General features: G+C 65.2%; 19 protein-coding genes. 12 read left to right on the forward strand and 7 right to left on the reverse strand.

The genetic code is table 11. The features are described 5' to 3' along the window. The first annotated feature begins 33 nt into the window (after positions 1 to 33). The 3 genes from C7455_RS13920 (at position 34) to C7455_RS13930 (ending at position 3,882) form a co-directional block, all read left to right on the forward strand. A complete protein-coding gene (locus C7455_RS13920) occupies positions 34 to 570 on the forward strand; it encodes a gamma-glutamylcyclotransferase (protein ID WP_109669238.1) in 537 nt (178 codons plus the stop codon). 87 nt (positions 571 to 657) lie between these two features. Then, a complete protein-coding gene (locus C7455_RS13925) occupies positions 658 to 1,917 on the forward strand; it encodes a biopolymer transporter ExbB (RefSeq protein WP_245904337.1) in 1,260 nt (419 codons plus the stop codon). Positions 1,918 to 1,923: 6 nt separating this feature from the next. Beyond that, the gene (locus tag C7455_RS13930; RefSeq protein WP_109669239.1) at positions 1,924 to 3,882 is read left to right on the forward strand and encodes a peptidoglycan -binding protein; all 1,959 of its coding nucleotides are present in this window, start codon (positions 1,924 to 1,926) and stop codon (positions 3,880 to 3,882) included. Between the two features lie 11 nt (positions 3,883 to 3,893). On the opposite strand, the gene C7455_RS13935 is transcribed toward C7455_RS13930, so the two are convergent. The 3 genes from C7455_RS13935 to gloB form a co-directional block, all read right to left on the reverse strand. Next, a complete protein-coding gene (locus tag C7455_RS13935; RefSeq protein WP_109669241.1) occupies positions 3,894 to 4,853 on the reverse strand; it encodes a M23 family metallopeptidase in 960 nt (319 codons plus the stop codon). 91 nt (positions 4,854 to 4,944) lie between these two features. Next, positions 4,945 to 7,281 (reverse strand): ATP-dependent Clp protease ATP-binding subunit ClpA, encoded by a 2,337-nt coding sequence (clpA, locus tag C7455_RS13940; protein ID WP_109669509.1) that lies wholly within the window; start codon positions 7,279 to 7,281, stop codon positions 4,945 to 4,947. Positions 7,282 to 7,475: 194 nt separating this feature from the next. After that, positions 7,476 to 8,258: a hydroxyacylglutathione hydrolase gene (gene gloB, locus C7455_RS13945; protein ID WP_109669242.1), complete on the reverse strand. Its 783-nt coding sequence runs from the start codon at positions 8,256 to 8,258 to the stop codon at positions 7,476 to 7,478. A 66-nt stretch (positions 8,259 to 8,324) separates the two neighbouring features. On the opposite strand from gloB, the gene C7455_RS13950 reads away from it, so the two are divergent. After that, the gene (locus C7455_RS13950; RefSeq protein WP_109669244.1) at positions 8,325 to 9,092 is read left to right on the forward strand and encodes a methyltransferase domain-containing protein; all 768 of its coding nucleotides are present in this window, start codon (positions 8,325 to 8,327) and stop codon (positions 9,090 to 9,092) included. A 12-nt stretch (positions 9,093 to 9,104) separates the two neighbouring features. Here C7455_RS13950 and C7455_RS13955 read toward each other — a convergent pair whose 3' ends face one another. The 3 genes from C7455_RS13955 to C7455_RS13965 all read right to left on the reverse strand — a co-directional run bounded on the left by C7455_RS13955 (position 9,105) and on the right by C7455_RS13965 (position 10,637). Continuing rightward, positions 9,105 to 9,896, reverse strand: a complete 792-nt coding sequence (locus C7455_RS13955; protein ID WP_109669245.1) for a hypothetical protein — start codon at positions 9,894 to 9,896, stop codon at positions 9,105 to 9,107. A 129-nt stretch (positions 9,897 to 10,025) separates the two neighbouring features. Further along, positions 10,026 to 10,298 carry a hypothetical protein gene (locus C7455_RS13960; RefSeq protein WP_146200003.1) on the reverse strand — a complete coding sequence of 91 codons (273 nt, stop codon included), beginning with the start codon at positions 10,296 to 10,298 and terminating at the stop codon, positions 10,026 to 10,028. Positions 10,299 to 10,373: 75 nt separating this feature from the next. Beyond that, the gene (locus tag C7455_RS13965) at positions 10,374 to 10,637 is read right to left on the reverse strand and encodes a hypothetical protein (RefSeq protein WP_109669249.1); all 264 of its coding nucleotides are present in this window, start codon (positions 10,635 to 10,637) and stop codon (positions 10,374 to 10,376) included. A 390-nt stretch (positions 10,638 to 11,027) separates the two neighbouring features. Between C7455_RS13965 and C7455_RS13970 the strand changes: the two genes are divergently transcribed. The 6 genes from C7455_RS13970 to C7455_RS13995 all read left to right on the forward strand — a co-directional run bounded on the left by C7455_RS13970 (position 11,028) and on the right by C7455_RS13995 (position 16,374). Then, positions 11,028 to 11,570: a F0F1 ATP synthase subunit delta gene (locus tag C7455_RS13970; RefSeq protein WP_245904338.1), complete on the forward strand. Its 543-nt coding sequence runs from the start codon at positions 11,028 to 11,030 to the stop codon at positions 11,568 to 11,570. Position 11,571: 1 nt separating this feature from the next. Further along, complete coding sequence (gene atpA / locus C7455_RS13975) at positions 11,572 to 13,110, forward strand: F0F1 ATP synthase subunit alpha (protein WP_109669250.1); 1,539 nt, start codon at positions 11,572 to 11,574, stop codon at positions 13,108 to 13,110. A gap of 12 nt (positions 13,111 to 13,122) precedes the next feature. Beyond that, positions 13,123 to 14,001 carry a F0F1 ATP synthase subunit gamma gene (locus tag C7455_RS13980; RefSeq protein WP_109669252.1) on the forward strand — a complete coding sequence of 293 codons (879 nt, stop codon included), beginning with the start codon at positions 13,123 to 13,125 and terminating at the stop codon, positions 13,999 to 14,001. A gap of 16 nt (positions 14,002 to 14,017) precedes the next feature. Further along, positions 14,018 to 15,442: a F0F1 ATP synthase subunit beta gene (gene atpD / locus C7455_RS13985; protein ID WP_109669254.1), complete on the forward strand. Its 1,425-nt coding sequence runs from the start codon at positions 14,018 to 14,020 to the stop codon at positions 15,440 to 15,442. A 9-nt stretch (positions 15,443 to 15,451) separates the two neighbouring features. After that, positions 15,452 to 15,871 (forward strand): F0F1 ATP synthase subunit epsilon, encoded by a 420-nt coding sequence (locus C7455_RS13990; RefSeq protein ID WP_109669256.1) that lies wholly within the window; start codon positions 15,452 to 15,454, stop codon positions 15,869 to 15,871. Positions 15,872 to 16,023: 152 nt separating this feature from the next. Next, the gene (locus C7455_RS13995) at positions 16,024 to 16,374 is read left to right on the forward strand and encodes an H-type lectin domain-containing protein (RefSeq protein WP_109669257.1); all 351 of its coding nucleotides are present in this window, start codon (positions 16,024 to 16,026) and stop codon (positions 16,372 to 16,374) included. Positions 16,375 to 16,387: 13 nt separating this feature from the next. Here the strand turns inward: C7455_RS13995 and C7455_RS14000 are convergent, their stop codons facing one another. After that, positions 16,388 to 17,416: a ribose-phosphate pyrophosphokinase gene (locus C7455_RS14000; RefSeq protein WP_109669259.1), complete on the reverse strand. Its 1,029-nt coding sequence runs from the start codon at positions 17,414 to 17,416 to the stop codon at positions 16,388 to 16,390. A 109-nt stretch (positions 17,417 to 17,525) separates the two neighbouring features. Between C7455_RS14000 and C7455_RS14005 the strand changes: the two genes are divergently transcribed. Both C7455_RS14005 and C7455_RS14010 read left to right on the forward strand, forming a co-directional pair. Beyond that, on the forward strand, positions 17,526 to 18,128 hold the full coding sequence (locus tag C7455_RS14005; RefSeq protein ID WP_109669513.1) for a 2-hydroxychromene-2-carboxylate isomerase: 603 nt from the start codon (positions 17,526 to 17,528) through the stop codon (positions 18,126 to 18,128). After that, the gene (locus tag C7455_RS14010) at positions 18,125 to 18,892 is read left to right on the forward strand and encodes an alpha/beta fold hydrolase (protein WP_245904339.1); all 768 of its coding nucleotides are present in this window, start codon (positions 18,125 to 18,127) and stop codon (positions 18,890 to 18,892) included. Before C7455_RS14005 ends, C7455_RS14010 begins: the two co-directional genes overlap by 4 nt. Positions 18,893 to 18,928: the final 36 nt, after the last annotated feature.

Consider the following 18,928-nt stretch of genomic DNA (forward strand, 5'->3'; position numbering starts at 1 on the left):
AAGGTGGCTGACCATGCAAGAGGCGACGGGCAAATGGGCGATCTTTGGGTCTTTGGATACGGATCGCTTTTGTGGAACCCCGGCTTTGTGGTGGCCGAGACGCGGGTGGCGCGGTTGCACGACTGGCGTCGCAGTTTCTGCATGTCCTCGATCCACCACCGCGGCACGCGCGATGCGCCGGGCCTTGTGCTGGCGCTCGATCATGCGCCGGGCGCGGTCTGCCACGGCATCGCCTTTCGCGTGGAGGCCGGTCATGCACAGGACACGCTGGGCTACCTGCGCGACCGCGAACTGATCTCCTCCGCCTATCTCGAGACGCGACAGGAGGTGGAGCTTGCCCAAGGCGGGCGGCAGGCCGAGGTCCTGACCTATGTCATCGACCCCGCGCATGAGCAGTATTGCACCCTGCCGCTGGAGGATCAGGCGCAGATCATCGCGCGCGCGGTGGGCGGGCGGGGGCCGAACGACGAATACCTCACTAATACCGCGACCCATCTGCATGCGTTGGGCCTACCCGACCCGGATCTCGACTGGCTGGTCGCCCGTGTGCGCCAGATCAAGGCGGGCTGAGGGCGGCGCGGGCGCATTGCGCCATTGGCTTATGCACGCAGCGCTTGTAGATTGACCGCAGGCAACATCAAGAACCGGGCCGGAGCCATGGCGAGCAGAGCAGACACGGGCGCCCCGGCGCAAGGGCCGCGCATGACGCGCACCACGCCGCAGGGGCCGCGCATCACGCGACCGACACAGCAGATCGTCTTGATGCTGATCATCTGCGCTGCGGTCGCGGCGGGCGGCGTGCTGGTCTGGCCGCAGGTGCAGCCCGTTTTCCTTGCCTCGCCCTATCTCAACGGCACCATCGGCGTCGTGTTCATCGTCGGCGTGCTGGCCTGTTTCTTTCAGGTGTTCCAGCTGTTTTCCTCGGTCGCCTGGATCGAGGCGCTGGCCGGCACTGCCCCGCAAGACGCCACCGAACGCCCGCCGCGCCTGCTGGCGGCGATGACCGGCATCGCACGGGTGCGGGGCCGCGGCCTTCAGGTCACGGGACCCGCGGCGCGCTCGATGCTCGACAGTGTCGGTGCCCGGATGGAGGAAAGCCGCGACATCACGCGCTACATCGCCAACCTGCTGATCTTTCTAGGGCTTCTGGGCACCTTCTTTGGTCTGGCAACCACCATTCCCGCCGTGGTCGATACCATCCGCTCGTTGCAACCGGGCGAGGGTGAGGCGAGCGTGGCCGTCTTTGGCCGGCTGATGGACGGGCTCGAGGATCAGCTGGGCGGCATGGGCACGGCCTTTGCCTCCTCGCTTCTGGGCCTTGCGGGCTCGCTGGTCGTAGGCCTGCTGGAGCTTTATGCGGGGCACGGCCAGAACCGGTTTTACCGCGAGCTTGAGGAATGGCTGGCCTCGATCACCCGGGTCAGCTTCGCCAGTGGCGAGGGCGAGGGGGGCGGCGTCGATCGCAACGCCATCGCCACGGTGCTCGACCACATGGTCGACCAGATGGAAACGCTGCAATCGCTCTTCACCCAGTCCGAGACCCGCCGCAGCGCGACCGAGGACCGGATGCTGCGGCTGGCGCAAGCGGTTGAGGGGTTGACCACGAAATTGGGGCCCGGACCCGTTGCTGCGACCGAACGTCTGGCCGAAGCACAAGAGCGTCTGAGCCAAGTGCTCGAGGAAGGCCAGCGCGGCGGCGGCATCGACGACGAAAGCCGGATGCGCCTGCGGTCCATCGACGTGCAACTGCTCAAGATCTACGAGGATCTGGGCGCAAGTCGCAATGACGAGGTGATGGCGCTGCGCGGCGATCTGAACGAGCTGACGACAGCGATCCGCGATCTGGTCAACGCCGCCCGCGCGCCTGCCCGTCGCCCGCAGCCCGCCCCCCCGCCCCCCGTCCAAAGCGGGGAGTGACCCGCGATGGCCTTTCAGCGCCGCGCGTCCAACAAGATGTCCGGGGTCATCTGGCCCGGCTTCGTCGATGCGATCACGTCGCTTTTGATGGTGATGATCTTCGTCTTGTCGATCTTCATGGTCGTCCAGTTCGTTCTCTCCGAACAGATCACCACGCAAGACGAGGAGCTGAACACGCTCAACGCCCAACTCAACGCGCTGGCCGACGCGCTGGGGCTTGAGGAAAACCGCGCTGCGGCGCTGGAAAGCCGGGTGGCGACGCTGACAGGCTCGCTGGCCAGTGCCGAAAGCGCACTGGCCGAGCAAGACGCGCTGATCGCCTCGCTCACCGCCCAAGGTGAGGCGCAAGTCGCCCTGATCGCCGATTTCGAGGCGCGGGTGGCCTCGCTCATTGCGGCCAATACCCAACTTGAGGCCGACCGTGACGCGGCCGCCGCCGAATTGGCCGAAACGCTCAGCGCCGCCGAGGCGCTGCAACTGGCGCTGGCCACGGCCCGGTCCGAGATCGACAGTGCCGCCGAGGAGGCCCGTCTTGCCGCTGCCCGCCGCGAAGCGCTCGAAGCGCTGATCGCGGACCTTCGGACCGAGACAGAGACGCAATCGGCCACCATCGCCACGCTCGAGACGCAACTGAGCGAAGAGGAGGCCGCCCGTCTGGTCGAGGCCGCCGCCGCCGAGGCTCTGCGCGCGCGGCTGGAAGACGCTGGCGCTGAGCTGACCGCGATGACCCTTGCGCTGGAGCAACAGCGCCGCCGTGCCGAGGAAACGCTGACCCTGCTGGCCGCCGCGCGGGCCGCCGAGCAGGATCTGGCGGCCCGCCTTGCCGCCGCCCTTGTCGCTGCCGACGAACGCGGCAGCCTTGCCGACCAGCTTGCCGCAGCCGAGGCCGAGGCCGACCGGCTCGAGGCGTTGGCGGGTGATCGCGCGCGCGACCTGACCGAGACCGAGGCTGCGTTGGCCCTTGCGCTGTCGCGCATCGAAAGCGTCGAGGCCAGCGCCGCCGCGCGTCTGGCCGAGCTAGAGGCGCAGATCGCGGCGATGGAGGCCGAGGCGCAAGGGCAGGCCGAGGCCGCGACGAGCCTTGAGGCTCGTGCCGAAACGCTGGAGGCGCAACTGGCCGCCGCCCTCTCCGCGCGTCTGGCGGCAGAGGCGTCTCTCGAAAACGCCCTGTCCGAGGCCGAGGCCCGCGCCGCCCTGCTGGCGCAGGCCAATGCGGAACTGGACCGGACCGAGGCCGCATCCGCCGAAAGCCAGCGGCAGGTGGCTTTGCTCAACGAGCAGGTGGCCGCCCTGCGCACACAGCTGGGCGGATTGCAGGCCCTGATCGACGCCTCTGCCGCCCGCGACGCGGAGGCCGAGGTGCAGATCGCCACCTTGGGCGCACAGCTCAATCAAGCGCTTGCGCGCGTGGCGCAGGAACAGACCGCGCTGGCCGCCCAGCAGACCCGGCTGGCGGAACTGGAAGCCGCCGAAGCGGCGCGTCTGGCTGCCGAGGCGGAAGAGCTGGAACGCTACCGCTCGGAATTCTTCGGTCGGCTGCGCGCGTTGCTGGAGGGGCGCGAGGGTGTCAGGATCGAGGGCGACCGCTTCGTCTTTTCCTCCGAGGTGCTGTTCGATCTGGGCTCGGCCGATCTGGCGCCCGAGGGGTTGGCGCAGATCCGCAGTGTCGCCGAGCTTTTGTCCGAGGTGGCGGACGACATCCCCGAGGGGATCGATTGGATCGTGCGAGTCGACGGACATACCGACAATCAGCAGGTTCGCGTGGGCGGGGCTTTTGGCTCGAACTGGGAATTGAGTCAGGCGCGCGCGCTGTCGGTCGTCTTGTTCATGTCCGAGGAACTGGGGTTTGCGCCCGACCGGCTGGCTGCCACGGGATTTGGGGAATACAGCCCGATCGCCGACAATGCGACAGCGGATGGCCGGGCGCAGAACCGCCGGATCGAGTTGAAACTGACCGAGCGTTAGAGACCGGCCGCTCAGGGCGTGACGATCACCGCTGCGTCAAGCCTGTCGATCTCCACCCCGTCGCGGATCAGCGTCACGGCACCCCGGTAAAGGCCAGGCGACCATCCGCCTGACGGTGTCCGCAGGCCCGTGGCGCGAAACAATTGCGCCTGCGTGCGGTCGAGCGCGACGTCATGCGCATGCACCTCCGCCCCAGAAGCGTCGGCGATGCGCAAGCGCAGCGTGTCGCCCGCCCTGCCGCTGTGGATATAGGCCCAGAGCACCAGCGCCTCTCCCCCGGCCGGCACCGCCCCTATCGCGGCCGCGCCGGCTTGAATGGCCTCGAATTCGGGGATGGACGCGGCGAAGCCGGCCGACAAGATGCCCCCGCCGGGATGGTCCAGCGGCTCGGCCCAGAGCGGGGTCGCCGACCCGCCGCAGTTGGCAAGATCGGAGGGGTCGAAGGGATCGACGACGCGCCCCTCGTGACGGAGGATGAATTCCAGATGTGGAAACTCCGTCCGGCCGGAATAGCCGATCAGGCCAAGGGGTGTGCCCGCGGCGACCTGTTGTCCTTCGACCACCGCGATGGAGCCTTGCATCAGGTGGCAATATTGCGTCTCCCAGCCGCCAGGATGGGTCAGCACCACGCCGTTGCCGCAGTCCTGCCCCTCTGGCCGTGTCGCCGTCCCGCCATCTGGCACACCGTCGCGCAAGGCGCGTACCACCCCATCGGCGGCAGCGATCACCGTGACACCGGCCAGCATCGCGGCCAGATCGGCGGTGCGGATGTCGGTGCCGGTGTGGGTGTCGTAGCTTTGCGGCCCGCACGCGTAATCGCGCGCGCCCGGTCCCGGATCACGATCAACGAATTGCTGCAAAAAGCAGGTCTCGCCCAAGGTGCAATCGACCGGAAAGAGCAGGCGGGGCGCATCTTGCGCCATTGCGGGCAGGGCGAGGGCGATCAGAGCCGTGGCGAGACTGTGACGCATGATGGGGCAGGGGCCTTTGCCGTCAGGGGAAGGAAAAAGGCCCGGCCCACACGGGACCGGGCCTTTTTGTCGGATGTACTCTCGTTCGCCGTCAATCGGCGGTCAGCAGCGGCGGCTTTTTCGAGGTGATACGGCGGCTGCCCGGTTCCTCGATCTTCAGGTCGATCTTGCCGTCCTTCACGCCGACCGTGACGTTGCCGCCCTTTGCCAGCTTGCCGAACAGCAGTTCCTCGGCCAGCGGCTTCTTGATGTGCTCCTGGATCACGCGGCCCAGCGGGCGGGCGCCCATCCGGTCGTCGTAGCCCTTTTCGCCCAGCCATTCGGCCGCCGGTTTGGTCAGTTCGATGGTCACGTTGCGATCCATCAGCTGCGCCTCGAGTTGCAGCACGAACTTTTCCACCACCTGCAAGATCACCTCTTTCGGCAGCGCGCCGAAGGAGATGACCGCATCCAGACGGTTGCGGAATTCGGGCGTGAAGGTCCGCTCGATGGCGGCGGTATCCTCGCCCTCGCGCTTGTCGCGGCCAAACCCGATCGCGGCCTTTTGCATGTCGGCCGCGCCCGCGTTCGAGGTCATGATCAAGATTACGTTGCGGAAATCGACCTTGCGCCCGTTGTGGTCGGTCAGCGTGCCATGGTCCATCACCTGCAAGAGGATGTTGAACACATCGGGATGCGCCTTTTCGATCTCGTCAAGCAGCAGCACGCTGTGCGGATGCTGGTCGATCCCGTCGGTCAGGAGGCCCCCCTGATCGAAGCCCACATAGCCCGGCGGCGCGCCGATGAGCCGGGAAACGGCGTGCTTCTCCATGTACTCCGACATGTCGAAGCGCAGCAGTTCCACGCCCAGCGTGTCCGCCAATTGCTTGGCCACTTCTGTCTTGCCGACGCCCGTGGGGCCGGCGAACAGGTAGTTGCCGATGGGCTTTTCGGGCTCGCGCAGACCGGCCCGCGCCAGCTTGATCGACGAAGACAGCGCCTCGATTGCGGCGTCCTGACCGAAGACCACGCGCTTGAGCGACACTTCAAGGTCCTTCAGAACCTCGGCGTCGTCCTTGCTGACGTTCTTGGGCGGGATGCGGGCGATTTTGGCCACGACATCCTCGATCTCTTTCGCGCCGATGGTCTTGCGCCGCTTGCTTTCGGCCACAAGGTGCTGCGCCGCGCCGGCCTCGTCGATCACGTCGATGGCTTTGTCGGGCAGCTTGCGGTCGTTGATGTAGCGCGCGCTCAATTCCACAGCCGTCTTGATCGCGTCGGCCGTGTATTTGACGCTGTGGTGTTCCTCGAAATAGGGCTTGAGACCCCTGAGTATCTTGATCGCATCCTCGACCGAAGGCTCGTTCACGTCGATCTTCTGGAACCGGCGCGACAGCGCGCGGTCCTTTTCGAAATGCTGGCGATATTCCTTGTAGGTGGTCGATCCCATGCAGCGCAGCTTGCCGCCCTGCAACGCCGGTTTGAGCAGGTTCGAGGCATCCATCGCCCCGCCGCTGGTCGCGCCCGCACCGATCACGGTGTGGATCTCGTCGATGAACAAGATCGCGTCGGGGTGATCCTCAAGCTCTTTCACCACGGCCTTCAGCCGCTCCTCGAAATCGCCGCGATACCGGGTGCCGGCCAGAAGGGCGCCCATGTCGAGCGAGAAGATGGTGGATTTCGCCAGAACCTCGGGGATTTCGCCCTCGACGATCTTTTTGGCCAGACCTTCGGCAATGGCGGTCTTGCCCACGCCGGGGTCGCCCACCAGAAGAGGGTTGTTCTTGCGGCGGCGGCACAGCACCTGGATGCAGCGTTCCACTTCATGGGCGCGACCGATCAGCGGGTCGATGTCGCCCTTGCGGGACTTGGCATTCAGATCGACGCAATATTTCGCAAGTGCCGATTCCTTCGCCTCGCCCCCCTCGTTGGAGGAGGTTTGGCTGGCGCGTGTTTCCTCTTCCATGTCGGTCGCGCCCGTGACCGGGCGGCTTTCGCCGTAGGACGGATCCTTGGCGACGCCATGGGCGATGAAGTTCACCGCGTCATAGCGCGTCATGTCCTGTTCTTGCAGGAAATACGCGGCGTTGCTCTCGCGCTCGGCAAAGATGGCCACCAGCACGTTTGCCCCCGTCACCTCGGTCCGGCCCGAGGACTGGACGTGGATGGCGGCGCGCTGGATCACGCGCTGGAAGGCAGCCGTCGGGACCGCCTCGGAACCGTCGATATCGGTTTCCAGCGTCGACAGGTCATCGTCGATGAACGCGGTCAGCGTCTCGCGCAGCGCGTCGATGTCGACCGAACAGGCCAGCATGACTTTGCGGGCTTCGGGTTCGTCGATCAGAGCCAGAAGCAGATGCTCCAGCGTTGCAAGTTCGTGGCGGCGCGCATTCGCGTTGGCCAGCGCCGCGTGAATGGCCTGCTCAAGTGTTGTCGAAAAAGACGGCACCAGCGTGCTCCTTTCCTCGTGCATCGGTCCGGCCTGTGCCTGACGCGATCATGGCCTCATTGTCTTAAGCTTTGCTTTCTCCGGGCGTCTTTCAAGGAGAAACTGCTCAAGGTCTCGTGTGCGGGCGCGGCCGTGGCCTCTATACCTTGGCCGCGGCGTCGTTGCTCAAATTTTGTGCACTTGCCCGGGGGATCTCAGAACGCATCCTTCAGGCTTCGGATGCGGGCAAACACGGTTGTGGCGTCGGCCCCCGAAAGATCGAGGGTCCGGGCGATGGATGGGTCTGTGGCGCGCAGAAACGGGTTGGTCGCCAGTTCCTCGGCCAAGGTGGAGGGGACTGTGGGACGGCCCGCGGCACGGGCCGCCTCGATGGACGATACCCGAGAGATAAGCGCGGAATTGCCGGGATCAACCGTCACCGCGAAACGGGCGTTGCCGGTGGTGTATTCATGCCCCGAGCAGACCAGCGTCGCAGGCGGAAGGGCAGCCAGTTTCGACAGGCTCGCCCACATCTGCGCGGCCGTCCCTTCGAACAGGCGCCCACACCCCAGCGCCATCAGGCTGTCGGCGGTAAACACTGCCTGTGCTTGCGGAAAATGAAAGGCGATATGGCCAAGCGTATGCCCCGGCACGTCGATCACATGGCCGGTCAGCCCGCCGATGGTAACGCTGTCACCTTCGGCGAGCGGATGGTCGAGCGCGGGCAGGCGGTGGACATCTGCGGCCGCGCCCCAGACCTGCGCGCCGGTCGCGGCGCGCAAGGCGTCCACGCCATCGACATGGTCCCAGTGGTGATGGGTGATCAAGATGTCGCTCAGGGTCCAGCCGCGCGCTGCCAGAACGGCCTCGATCGGGGGCGCCTCGGGCACGTCGATCACGGCGGTGGCCCCCGTCGCGGGGTCATGCAAAAGGAAGGCGTAATTGTCCTTCAGGCAGGGGATGGTCACGATTTCTGGCGCTGAGGCGGTCTCGGGCATGGAATTCCTGTCTGCGTTCCGTAAGGTGCGGGGGTGCCACCCTCGCGCACCCAACCAGCTAGTGCAATGCATCTCGACGTCACTGACCTGCGCCAATTCTATTACCGCACCCGTCTGGGCCGCATCGCGCAAAAGGCGATCCGCGACCGGATGCTGGCACTCTGGCCCGAGGCGCAGGGGCAGACGGTCGTGGGGTTCGGCTTTGCCGTTCCCTTGCTGCGCCCCTATCTGGCCTCGGCGCGGCGGGTCGTGGGCCTGATGCCCGCCGAACAGGGCGTGATGCCGTGGCCTGCGGGCCTCGACAACGTGTCCGTCCTGTGCCGCGAGGGCCTCTGGCCACTTCAGACGGGTGTCGCCGACAAGATCGTGTGCCTGCACGGGTTGGAGACCTCGGAACATCCCTCTGCGGTTCTGGAGGAATGCCAGCGCGTTCTGGGGCCGGGCGGCAAGGCGCTGTTCATCGTGCCCAACCGGTCTGGCATGTGGGCGCGACGCGACGCCACGCCCTTCGGATTTGGCCGACCCTATTCGCTGAGCCAGCTCGAGGCGCAAATGAAGCGGCATGATTTCATGCCCGAACGCCACGCTGCCGCCCTGTTCGCGCCGCCCTCGCACCAACGGTTCTGGCTCCGATCAGCCGAGCTGTTCGAGCGGCTTGGCGCCACAATGTCGAGCTATTACGCCGGTGGCGTTTTGCTGCTGGAGGTGTCCAAGCGCGTCTATGCCCCCACGCGCCCCGGTTTGGCCGAGCGCGTGCGCCAGCCGCTCAAGGTGCTGGAAGGCAGTCCTGCGCCCGCAGGGGCCAGCAACCGGGATGGCGGCGGACCCGTGTGACCATCCTGCGCGTCATGCAAACACTGCCTGATCCGTCGTGATCGTCCGGTTCGAGATCACCTGAGGCGCAATTTCCTGCCGGGTGTCCTCTAGGATCGTGATCTCGCCGGTGTTGGGGTCGGTCCGGGTCACCAGTTGCCCCAGATCAATCTCGCCCAGCCGGATGAGGCCCAGTTCGGCGATCAACGCCTCCTCGGTGGTCGCGGTGATGTCGGCGGGGGGCGTCACGCCTTCGGGCAGGATGTAGATGGCGCGCGACAAGAAGGTCTGGTCGGGGTCGGTGCCGGCACCCAGCGCGACATTGGCAATGTCGAGCACGAAGAGAGATCCTTCGACGTCATCGGCAAGGATGATTTCCAGCGTATCGCCGCTGTCGAGGAAGGCGGTGAACCCATCCTCGGGCGCGTCCGGGTCGGTGGCCAGCGTTTCGAGCGACGCGTTGCTGATGTCGATCGTGATGAGCGCGTCCTCGCCGTCGGCCTCGTTGATGAGGTCGGGAAACGGAGGGGTGTCCGGTTCGGCCAAGGGGGCCGGGTCGGTCGTGCCGGGGTCGGTATCGGTATCCCGCACCGGGTCGGGTGCGGGGACCGGGTCCGGTTCGGTCTCGGGCGGGGTGTCGTCCAGATCGTTCACCGGCGGTACGGGTTCAGGCGTGGGCTCGGGCATGACGCCACCGCCGACATCGACGGGGTCGAGATCATCGGGATCGGGTTCCGCAAACTCGTTGTCGCCGCCGTCCAAAAAGGCGGGGGCGGCAAACGCCACAAAAAGAAGTGCGGGCAGAAGCCCGATCAGACCGAACATTGAGGTTTCCTAGCATCTGCCGTCAATCATTGGGGGGGAGATAGCAGGCATTTGAGGCAACTTTTCGACCGACCGGGAAAAAAACAAGGAGTCCGATCTTGGATCTTGCCGGGTTTCGGGGCCACCGGCTCAGGGTCGGACGCGCCAAGCGGTGTGCGGTCCCGGATGGTGCGCGATGCCCTTGGCGGTGCCGAACTCTCGGGGCACGGCCGGGAAACCGGTGCCGAAGGCCATGGCATCCCCCTGCAGGTCGGCCAGAGGAAGGCCCGGGTCATTCGCCTCGACCTGTCGCGGTGCGGTGCGGCTGTCGCGGATGTTGGCGGGATCGCTTTCGTCGACGCGGCCCAATTGGCCCAAGGCCAACAGCGGCACTCCGGTCGCAAGGTGGACCTCCTGGAGCATCGGCTGGGCGAACCCTTCGGGCGCGTGCATGATGTGCAAGATATACTCAGTGATGCCGTCACCCCTGTCGATCCCTTAGGTCACGACAAGGCTGTCTTGCGGTTCGATCTGCGCGATATCTTCGGGGCCTGCCTGCGCGGCCGGCGCCTTGGCGCAGATCGGCGCAAAGCTCGCAGACGTAGCGTTGGTGACCATGGTGTCGTTGAGGCCCGCATCCATGGCGGGTTGCAGCACTGGTTCAGGCGTTTCGGGCGAGGTGCCTTGCTTGCAGGCGCTGTCGTCATGATCAACGCTCAGGGCGCTGGCCGCGACCAGCACCACGCCGAAAATGCAAAGCAAGAACGACCTGCGCGCATGATCACCGTGTTTCCAGTTTCCATCAAGATCTGTTCTGCGCGACCCGTCTGAATCGAAGCACCGAATCCCGGGGGATGTGTTGCCGGGACGCGGTCGGATTCTCGCCCGGCTCTGGCACGGCCGTCGTTTGCTGCAAGGTCAAAGCGTCGCAGATGCCGTCTTGTCGGCGACGCCCTTTCCAGCAAGGTGATCTCGATGCGGCAAACGCATCCTATCGCGGTTGCAGCATTGCGGGGGCTCTGCTACATGACCGGCGATTTAAGGGGAAACGGCTGCCATCCGCTGCCGCTATGCGAAAAGCCCGGAAGCGCCGCAGCGCTTCTGCCGGGTTACCTTTATGATGAAAGGGTGGACGTGAGCGAACCTGTTTCAATGTCGACTGGCATCGCCGCGCGCTATGCGACCGCGTTGTTCGATCTCGCCTCGGAAGAAGGCGCACTGACCGCGCTCGAAGCGGATGTCGGGGCGCTGGAAACAGCGCTTGCCGACAGTGCCGATCTGCGCGACCTGATCACCTCGCCGATCTACGGGCGCGGTGTCAGCGCCATGGCCATCGGCAAGGTCGCCGAGGCGATGCAGCTCAGCGCGATCACCGGCAACACGCTGCGCCTTATGGCGTCCAAGCGCCGCCTGTTCGTGCTGCCCGCCCTGCTGACAGCACTGCGCGCCAAGATCGCCGACCACAAGGGCGAGATCAGCGCCGAGGTCACCTCCGCCAAGGCGCTGACCAAGGCGCAGTCGGACAAGCTCTCCAAGGTTCTCAAGGCCGCCACCGGCCGTGACGTGACCCTGAAATCGACCGTCGATGAAAGCCTCATCGGCGGTCTTGTCGTCAAGGTTGGCTCGACCATGATCGATACCTCGATCAAGGCAAAGCTCAACGCACTCCAGAACACGATGAAAGAGGTCGGTTAAGATGGCGATCCAAGCTGCAGAAATCTCTGCGATCCTGAAGGACCAGATCAAGAATTTCGGCCAGGACGCCGAAGTGGCCGAAGTGGGCCGCGTGCTGTCGGTCGGTGACGGGATCGCCCGCGTCTATGGTCTGGACAATGTCCAGGCCGGCGAGATGGTGGAATTCCCCGGTGGCATCCGCGGCATGGCTCTGAACCTCGAAGCCGACAATGTCGGCGTCGTGATCTTCGGCTCGGACCGCGACATCAAGGAAGGCGACACCGTCAAGCGGACCAAGTCCATCGTGGACGTGCCCGCAGGCAATGCGCTGCTGGGCCGCGTTGTCGACGGTCTGGGCAACCCGATCGACGGCAAGGGCGAGATCAAGGCATCCGAGCGTCGCATCGCCGACGTCAAGGCACCGGGCATCATCCCGCGCAAATCCGTGCACGAACCGATGGCGACCGGCATCAAGGCCATCGACGCCATGATCCCGATCGGCCGTGGCCAGCGCGAACTGATCATCGGCGACCGCCAGACCGGCAAGACCGCCGTGGCGCTCGACACGATCCTGAACCAGAAATCCTACAACGACGCCGCAGGCGACGACGAGAGCAAGAAGCTCTATTGTGTCTATGTGGCCGTCGGTCAGAAGCGCTCGACCGTGGCGCAGCTGGTGAAAAAGCTCGAGGAAGCCGGCGCGATGGACTACACCATCGTGGTCGCCGCCACCGCATCCGACCCCGCGCCGATGCAGTTCCTGGCGCCCTATGCCGCGACCGCCATGGCGGAATTCTTCCGCGACAACGGCCGCCATGCGCTGATCATCTACGACGACCTGTCCAAGCAGGCTGTCGCCTACCGCCAGATGTCGCTGCTTCTCCGCCGCCCGCCGGGCCGTGAAGCCTATCCGGGCGACGTGTTCTACCTCCACTCCCGCCTGCTGGAACGCTCGGCCAAGCTGAACGAGGACAACGGATCGGGCTCGCTGACGGCCCTTCCCGTCATCGAGACGCAGGGCGGCGACGTGTCGGCCTTCATCCCGACCAACGTGATCTCGATCACCGACGGCCAGATCTTCCTTGAAACGGAACTGTTCTTCCAGGGCATCCGCCCCGCCGTGAACACCGGTCTGTCGGTGTCGCGCGTGGGCTCCTCCGCCCAGACCAAGGCGATGTCGTCGGTCGCAGGCCCGGTGAAACTGTCGCTCGCGCAATACCGCGAAATGGCGGCCTTCGCCCAGTTCGGTTCCGACCTCGACGCCTCGACCCAGCAGCTGCTGGCACGCGGCGCACGTCTGACCGAGATGATGAAGCAGCCGCAGTATTCGCCGCTGACCAACGCCGAGATCGTGACCATGATCTTCGCCGGCACCAACGGCTATCTCGACAAGCTGCCGGTGGCAGACGTTGGCCGCTTCGAAGACGCGCTGTTGAACTTCATGCGCACCAAGAAGGCCGATGTTCTGGAGTGGATCACCAAGAACGATCCCAAGATCAAGGGTGACGATGCCAAGAAACTGAAGGCTGCCATCGACGAATTCGCCGCCGATTTCGCCTGAGGGGTCTGACAGATGCCCAATCTCAAGGACCTAAAGAACAGGATCGCGTCGGTCAAATCGACCCGCAAGATCACCAAGGCGATGCAGATGGTCGCCGCCGCGAAACTGCGCCGGGCGCAGGACGCGGCGGAGGCTGCCCGCCCCTACGCCGAGAAGATGGAGGCCGTGATGAGCGGCCTCGCACAATCGGTCGGCAATTCGGATGGCGCGCCTCGCCTTCTGGCCGGAACCGGCAAGTCTGATGTGCATCTGCTGGTCGTGATGACGGCCGAACGCGGCCTGTGCGGCGGCTTCAACTCGACCATCGTGCGCAAGGCCCGCGCGCAGGTCGAGACGCTGCGCGCGCAGGGCAAGACGGTCAAGATCCTGACCGTCGGCAAGAAAGGCCGCGAACAGCTCAAGCGCGACCACGCCGACAAGTTCGTCGGCCATGTCGATCTGTCGGACGTCAAGCGCCTCGGTTATGCCGATGCGGCAAGGATCGCGTCCAACGTGCTGGGCCGGTTCGATGCGGGCGAATTCGATGTCGCCACGATCTTCTTCAACCGCTTCCAGTCGGTCATCAGCCAGATCCCGACCGCGACGCAGATCATCCCGGCGCAATTCGATACGCCCGATGCAGGCCAGGACAGTGGGTCGCTCTACGATTACGAACCCTCGGAAGAGGCCGTGCTCGAAGACCTGCTGCCGCGTGGCGTCGCCACGCAGATATTCACTGCGCTGTTGGAAAATGCCGCCTCCGAACAGGGCGCGCGGATGTCCGCGATGGACAACGCGACCCGCAATGCGGGCGACATGATCGAGCGGCTGACAATCGAATACAACCGTTCGCGTCAGGCCGTCATCACCAACGAGCTGATCGAAATCATCTCGGGCGCCGAAGCGCTCTAAGAACCGGAGACACGACATGGCAAATGCAGTCGGCAAAATCACCCAGGTCATCGGCGCCGTCGTCGACGTGCAGTTCGGCGACCACCTGCCCGAGATCCTGAACGCGCTGACCACCGACAACGGCGGCAAGCGTCTTGTGCTCGAGGTTGCCCAGCACCTTGGCGAAGGTACCGTGCGCACCATCGCGATGGACGCGACCGAGGGCCTCGTGCGCGGTCAGGCCGTGACCGACACCGGCGGCCCGATCATGGTCCCCGTGGGCAACGCCACGCTCGGGCGCATCCTGAACGTCGTGGGCGAGCCCGTGGACGAAGGCGGCCCGGTCGAGGCAGATGAATACCGCTCGATCCACCAGCCCGCGCCCGAGTTCAACGAGCAGTCGACCGAGAGCGAAATCCTTGTCACCGGCATCAAGGTCGTCGACCTGCTCGCCCCCTACTCCAAGGGCGGCAAGATCGGTCTGTTCGGCGGCGCCGGCGTGGGCAAGACGGTTCTGATCATGGAACTGATCAACAACATCGCCAAGGTGCACTCGGGCTATTCCGTGTTCGCGGGCGTGGGTGAACGCACCCGTGAGGGCAACGACCTTTATCACGAGATGATCGAATCGAACGTGATCAAGCCCGACAACCTGACCGAATCTCAGGTGGCGCTGGTCTACGGCCAGATGAACGAGCCGCCGGGCGCGCGTGCCCGCGTGGCGCTGACCGGCCTCACCTTGGCCGAACAATTCCGCGACCAGTCCGGCACCGACGTTTTGTTCTTCGTCGACAACATCTTCCGCTTCACCCAAGCCGGTTCTGAGGTGTCGGCGCTTCTGGGCCGCATCCCGTCGGCCGTGGGCTACCAGCCGACGCTGGCCACCGACATGGGCCAGATGCAGGAACGCATCACCTCGACCAAGTCGGGCTCGATCACCTCGATCCAGGCCGTCTATGTGCCCGCCGACGACCTTACCGACCCGGCACCGGCCACGACCTTTGCCCACCTCGACGCCACGACCGTTCTGTCGCGCGCCATCTCGGAACTGGGCATCTACCCGGCCGTGGACCCGCTCGACAGCTCGTCGCGCCTGATGGACCCCCAGATCCTGGGCGATGAGCATTACAAGGTCGCCCGCGACGTTCAGGGCATCTTGCAGCGCTACAAGTCGTTGCAAGACATCATCGCGATCCTCGGGATGGACGAACTGTCCGAAGAGGACAAGCTGACCGTGTCGCGCGCCCGCAAGATCCAGCGCTTCTTGTCTCAGCCCTTCGACGTGGCCAAGGTCTTCACCGGCTCCGACGGCATCCAGGTGCCGCTCGACGTGACGATCGACAGCTTCAAGCGCGTCGTCGCCGGTGAGTTCGACCACCTGCCCGAAGGCGCCTTCTACATGGTCGGCGGCATCGAGGACGTGATCGCCAAGGCCGAGAAAATGGCGGCCGACGCCGCGTAAGGGGGCCTTATGGCAACGAAGATGCAATTCGATCTGGTATCGCCCGAACGCAGGCTTGCCTCGGTCATGGTGGAGGCGGTGCAGATCCCCGGCGCGGATGGCGACATGACGGCGATGGCCGATCATGCGCCCCTGATCACCACGTTACGTCCGGGCATCGTGCGTCTGGACGGGGTCGAGGGCGCGGCCGAAAAGGCCTATTTCGTCACTGGCGGATTTGCCGATGTGGCAGGGCCCAAGGTGACGTTGTTGGCCGAACAGGCGATGCCCGTCAGCGAGGTCACGGCCGAGATCATGGACGGCCTGATCGCCGAGGCGCGCGCCGCTCAAGACAAGGCACGCAACGCGACCGATGGCGGCACCGGCGTGGATACCGCCGGCAAACTGGTCGCCGATCTTGAGGCCGCCCGCGCCAGCACGCTTGGCTGAGCCTATTTCAGCGCTCCGACAAGATGGCCCTTGCAGCGTGCTGCGAGGGCCTTTTTCATGGCCAAAGCCGTGGAAAAGCCGGTATCTGTCCACAGGCTCGGCAAAATGTGGCGATAGCGCCGGATTAACGAGCAAAACAAACCGCAGGACCGATGAAACGTCTGAACCATCATCTGATCGGCGCCGACCAAGGGTCGGTCATGATGTTCAGCGATTTCGCTGATAACGGCCCGATGTGGACGGGAGACGGCCCGCGCGAAAAGCGTCGCTCCGTCACCTTCACCGAACCGTTTCGAAGCCTGCCTCTGGTGCAGGTCGCCATTTCGATGTGGGATATGGATGGCGACACCAACCAGCGCGCCGACCTGAGGGCCGAGAAGGTCACCGAAAAGGGCTTTGACCTCGTGTTCCGCACATGGGGCGACAGCCGCGTCGCCCGCATCCGCGCCGATTGGCTGGCGCTGGGCGAGATCGCGGGCGAGGACGACTGGGAATTGTATTGATCGCCCGGTGCGCTTATCGCCCCCACATGCCCTTGGGATACAGACCCTCGTAGATCGGCACGAGTGTCTCGGTGTCAAACAGCGACGACACGCTGGTGCCGTTCCAGATGTTCAGGATGGCTTGGGCGAACATTGGCGCGGTCGGCACGACGCGAATATTCGGGCAGGCCTTGGCGGCCGCCGTCGCTTCGATCGTGTCGCTGATGACCAGCGATTTCAGCACCGAACCGGTGATCCGTTCCACCGCAGGTCCCGACAAGACACCGTGCGTGGTATAGGCGTGCACTTCGGTTGCACCTGCCTCCATCAGCACATCGGCGGCCTTGCACAAGGTGCCTGCCGTGTCGCACATGTCGTCCACGATCAGGCATTTGTGGCCCGCGACATCCCCGATCACCGTCATCCCCGAAACTTCGCCCGCCTTTTCGCGGCGCTTGTCGACGATGGCCAGCGGCACCCCGATCCGGGTCGCCAGTTCACGCGCGCGCGCCACACCGCCCACGTCGGGCGAGACCACCATCACATCCGATACGTCGCCGTCGAACTGGTGCAATATGTCGAGCGCAAAAATCGGCGACGCATATAGGTTGTCGACCGGAATGTCGAAAAAGCCCTGGATCTGCGCGGCATGCAGATCCATCGTCAAGATCCGCTCGATCCCCGCCGTGACCATCATGTTGGCCACCAGTTTCGAGGAAATCGGCGTGCGGGCCTTGGTGCGTCGGTCCTGCCGCGCGTAGCCGAAATAGGGGATCACCGCCGTGATGCGCGCCGCCGACGACCGGCGCAGCGTGTCGGTGATGATCAACAATTCCATCAGGTTGTCATTGGCGGGCTTGGACGTGGGCTGGACGATGAACATGTCCTCACCGCGGACATTCTCGAAGATCTCGACAAAGATCTCACCGTCGTTGAACCGTTCCACACGGGCATCGACAAGCGACACCTGCATGCCGCGGTGCATCGACATCCTCCGCGAGATGGCGTTTGCCAGCGTGCGGTTGGCGTTCCCGGAAATCAGTTTCGGGTCTTGTGCAGGCATTGTGTGATGTCCCTTGTGGCAGCCGTCCCCGGCCCCCCGGCGCGGGATGTTGACACCCCCTAACACCCGTCTAGGGTCGGCGCAAAGCCGAAAAGGAAAGGCGCTGACCGTGGCCCATATCGATTACTACTTCTCGACCGTCTCGCCCTACACCTATCTTGCAGGCACAAGGATGGAGGCCGTTGCCGCCCGCCATGGCACGACCATCGCCTACAAGCCCGTCGACCTGACCGGCGGCATCTTTCCCCGCACCGGCGGCGCCCCCGTGGCAGAACGCCCGCCCGCACGGCTGGCGCTCAGGGCGCAGGAATTGCGGCGGCAGTCGCGCAAGCATGGGCTGCCGATGGATCTCGACCCGCCTTACCGCGCGGTCAATCCCGCGCCGTCCTCCTATGCCTTCATCGTCGCGCTGCGGGCGGGCGGCGGCGATCCGGGCAAACTTGTTCATGCCTTGACCGGCGCGGTCTGGCGCGACCGCCGCGACATCGCCGAGGATGAGGTCATCGCCGATTGCCTTGCCGCAGCGGGATATGACCGTAGCCTTGCGGGCATGGCGATGCTGGCCGGCGCGGACGAGTATGTGCGCAACACGGAACATGCGGTGCTGGCGGGCGTCTTTGGCGCGCCCTTCTATATCGTCGATGGCACCGAAAAGTTCTGGGGACAGGACAAGATCGAGGATCTGGACCTGTTCCTTGCCGGGACATTGTGACGGGCTTTGCCAAGGTCTGGGGGCAGGGGGACGAGCCTGCACTTTTGCTGCATTGTTCCCTCGCCCATTCCGGCGCATGGGACGGTGTGGCGAGTGCCCTGTCCGACCGGCTGCGCGCGACAGCGCCGGACCTTGTCGGCCATGGCCGCGGCCCTGCCCGTGACGAAAGCCGCGACTATCACGACCATTGCACCGAGATGGCGCTGACCCATCTGCCGGACAGGCCCTGCCACCTCGTCGGCCACAGTTTCGGGGCAACCGTCGCGCTGCGTCTTGCGCTCGATCATCCGGGCCGGGTGGCGAGCCTGACGTTGATCGAGCCGGTCCTCTTTGCCGCCGCGCGCGGGCAGCCCGGCTGGCGGCGCCAGAGAGAGGTCGACGCCAGCCTTGATGCCGCCTTCGCCACGGGCGATCCTGCCGCGGCCACCCGCAGGTTCCTGTCAGTCTGGGGCGACGGGCCGGCCTTCGACAGCCTCACTGCGAAACAGCGGGCCTATCTGCAGAACCGTATCTGGGTGGTCGCCGCCAGCAGCGCTGCGCTCCACGACGATACCGCGGGCCTCTTGCCGCGCCTTGACCGGCTCACCTGTCCGGTCCTCTTGATCGAAGGCGACCGCTCGCCGCTTGTCATTGCGGAGATTCAAACGGCCTTGGCGGCGGCGATCCAGCAAGCGCGGCGTGTCATCATTTCGGGTGCGGGCCACATGGCGCCCATCACTCATCCGGACGCGGTGGCGAGCGAATTCCGGCACCTGCTGGCGTGAGGGGGCGGAAAACTGCAGTTTTCCGCCCCGTTTTGC

The organism is Roseicyclus mahoneyensis (assembly GCF_003148775.1).
GTDB classification, from domain to species: Bacteria; Pseudomonadota; Alphaproteobacteria; order Rhodobacterales; family Rhodobacteraceae; genus Roseicyclus; species Roseicyclus mahoneyensis.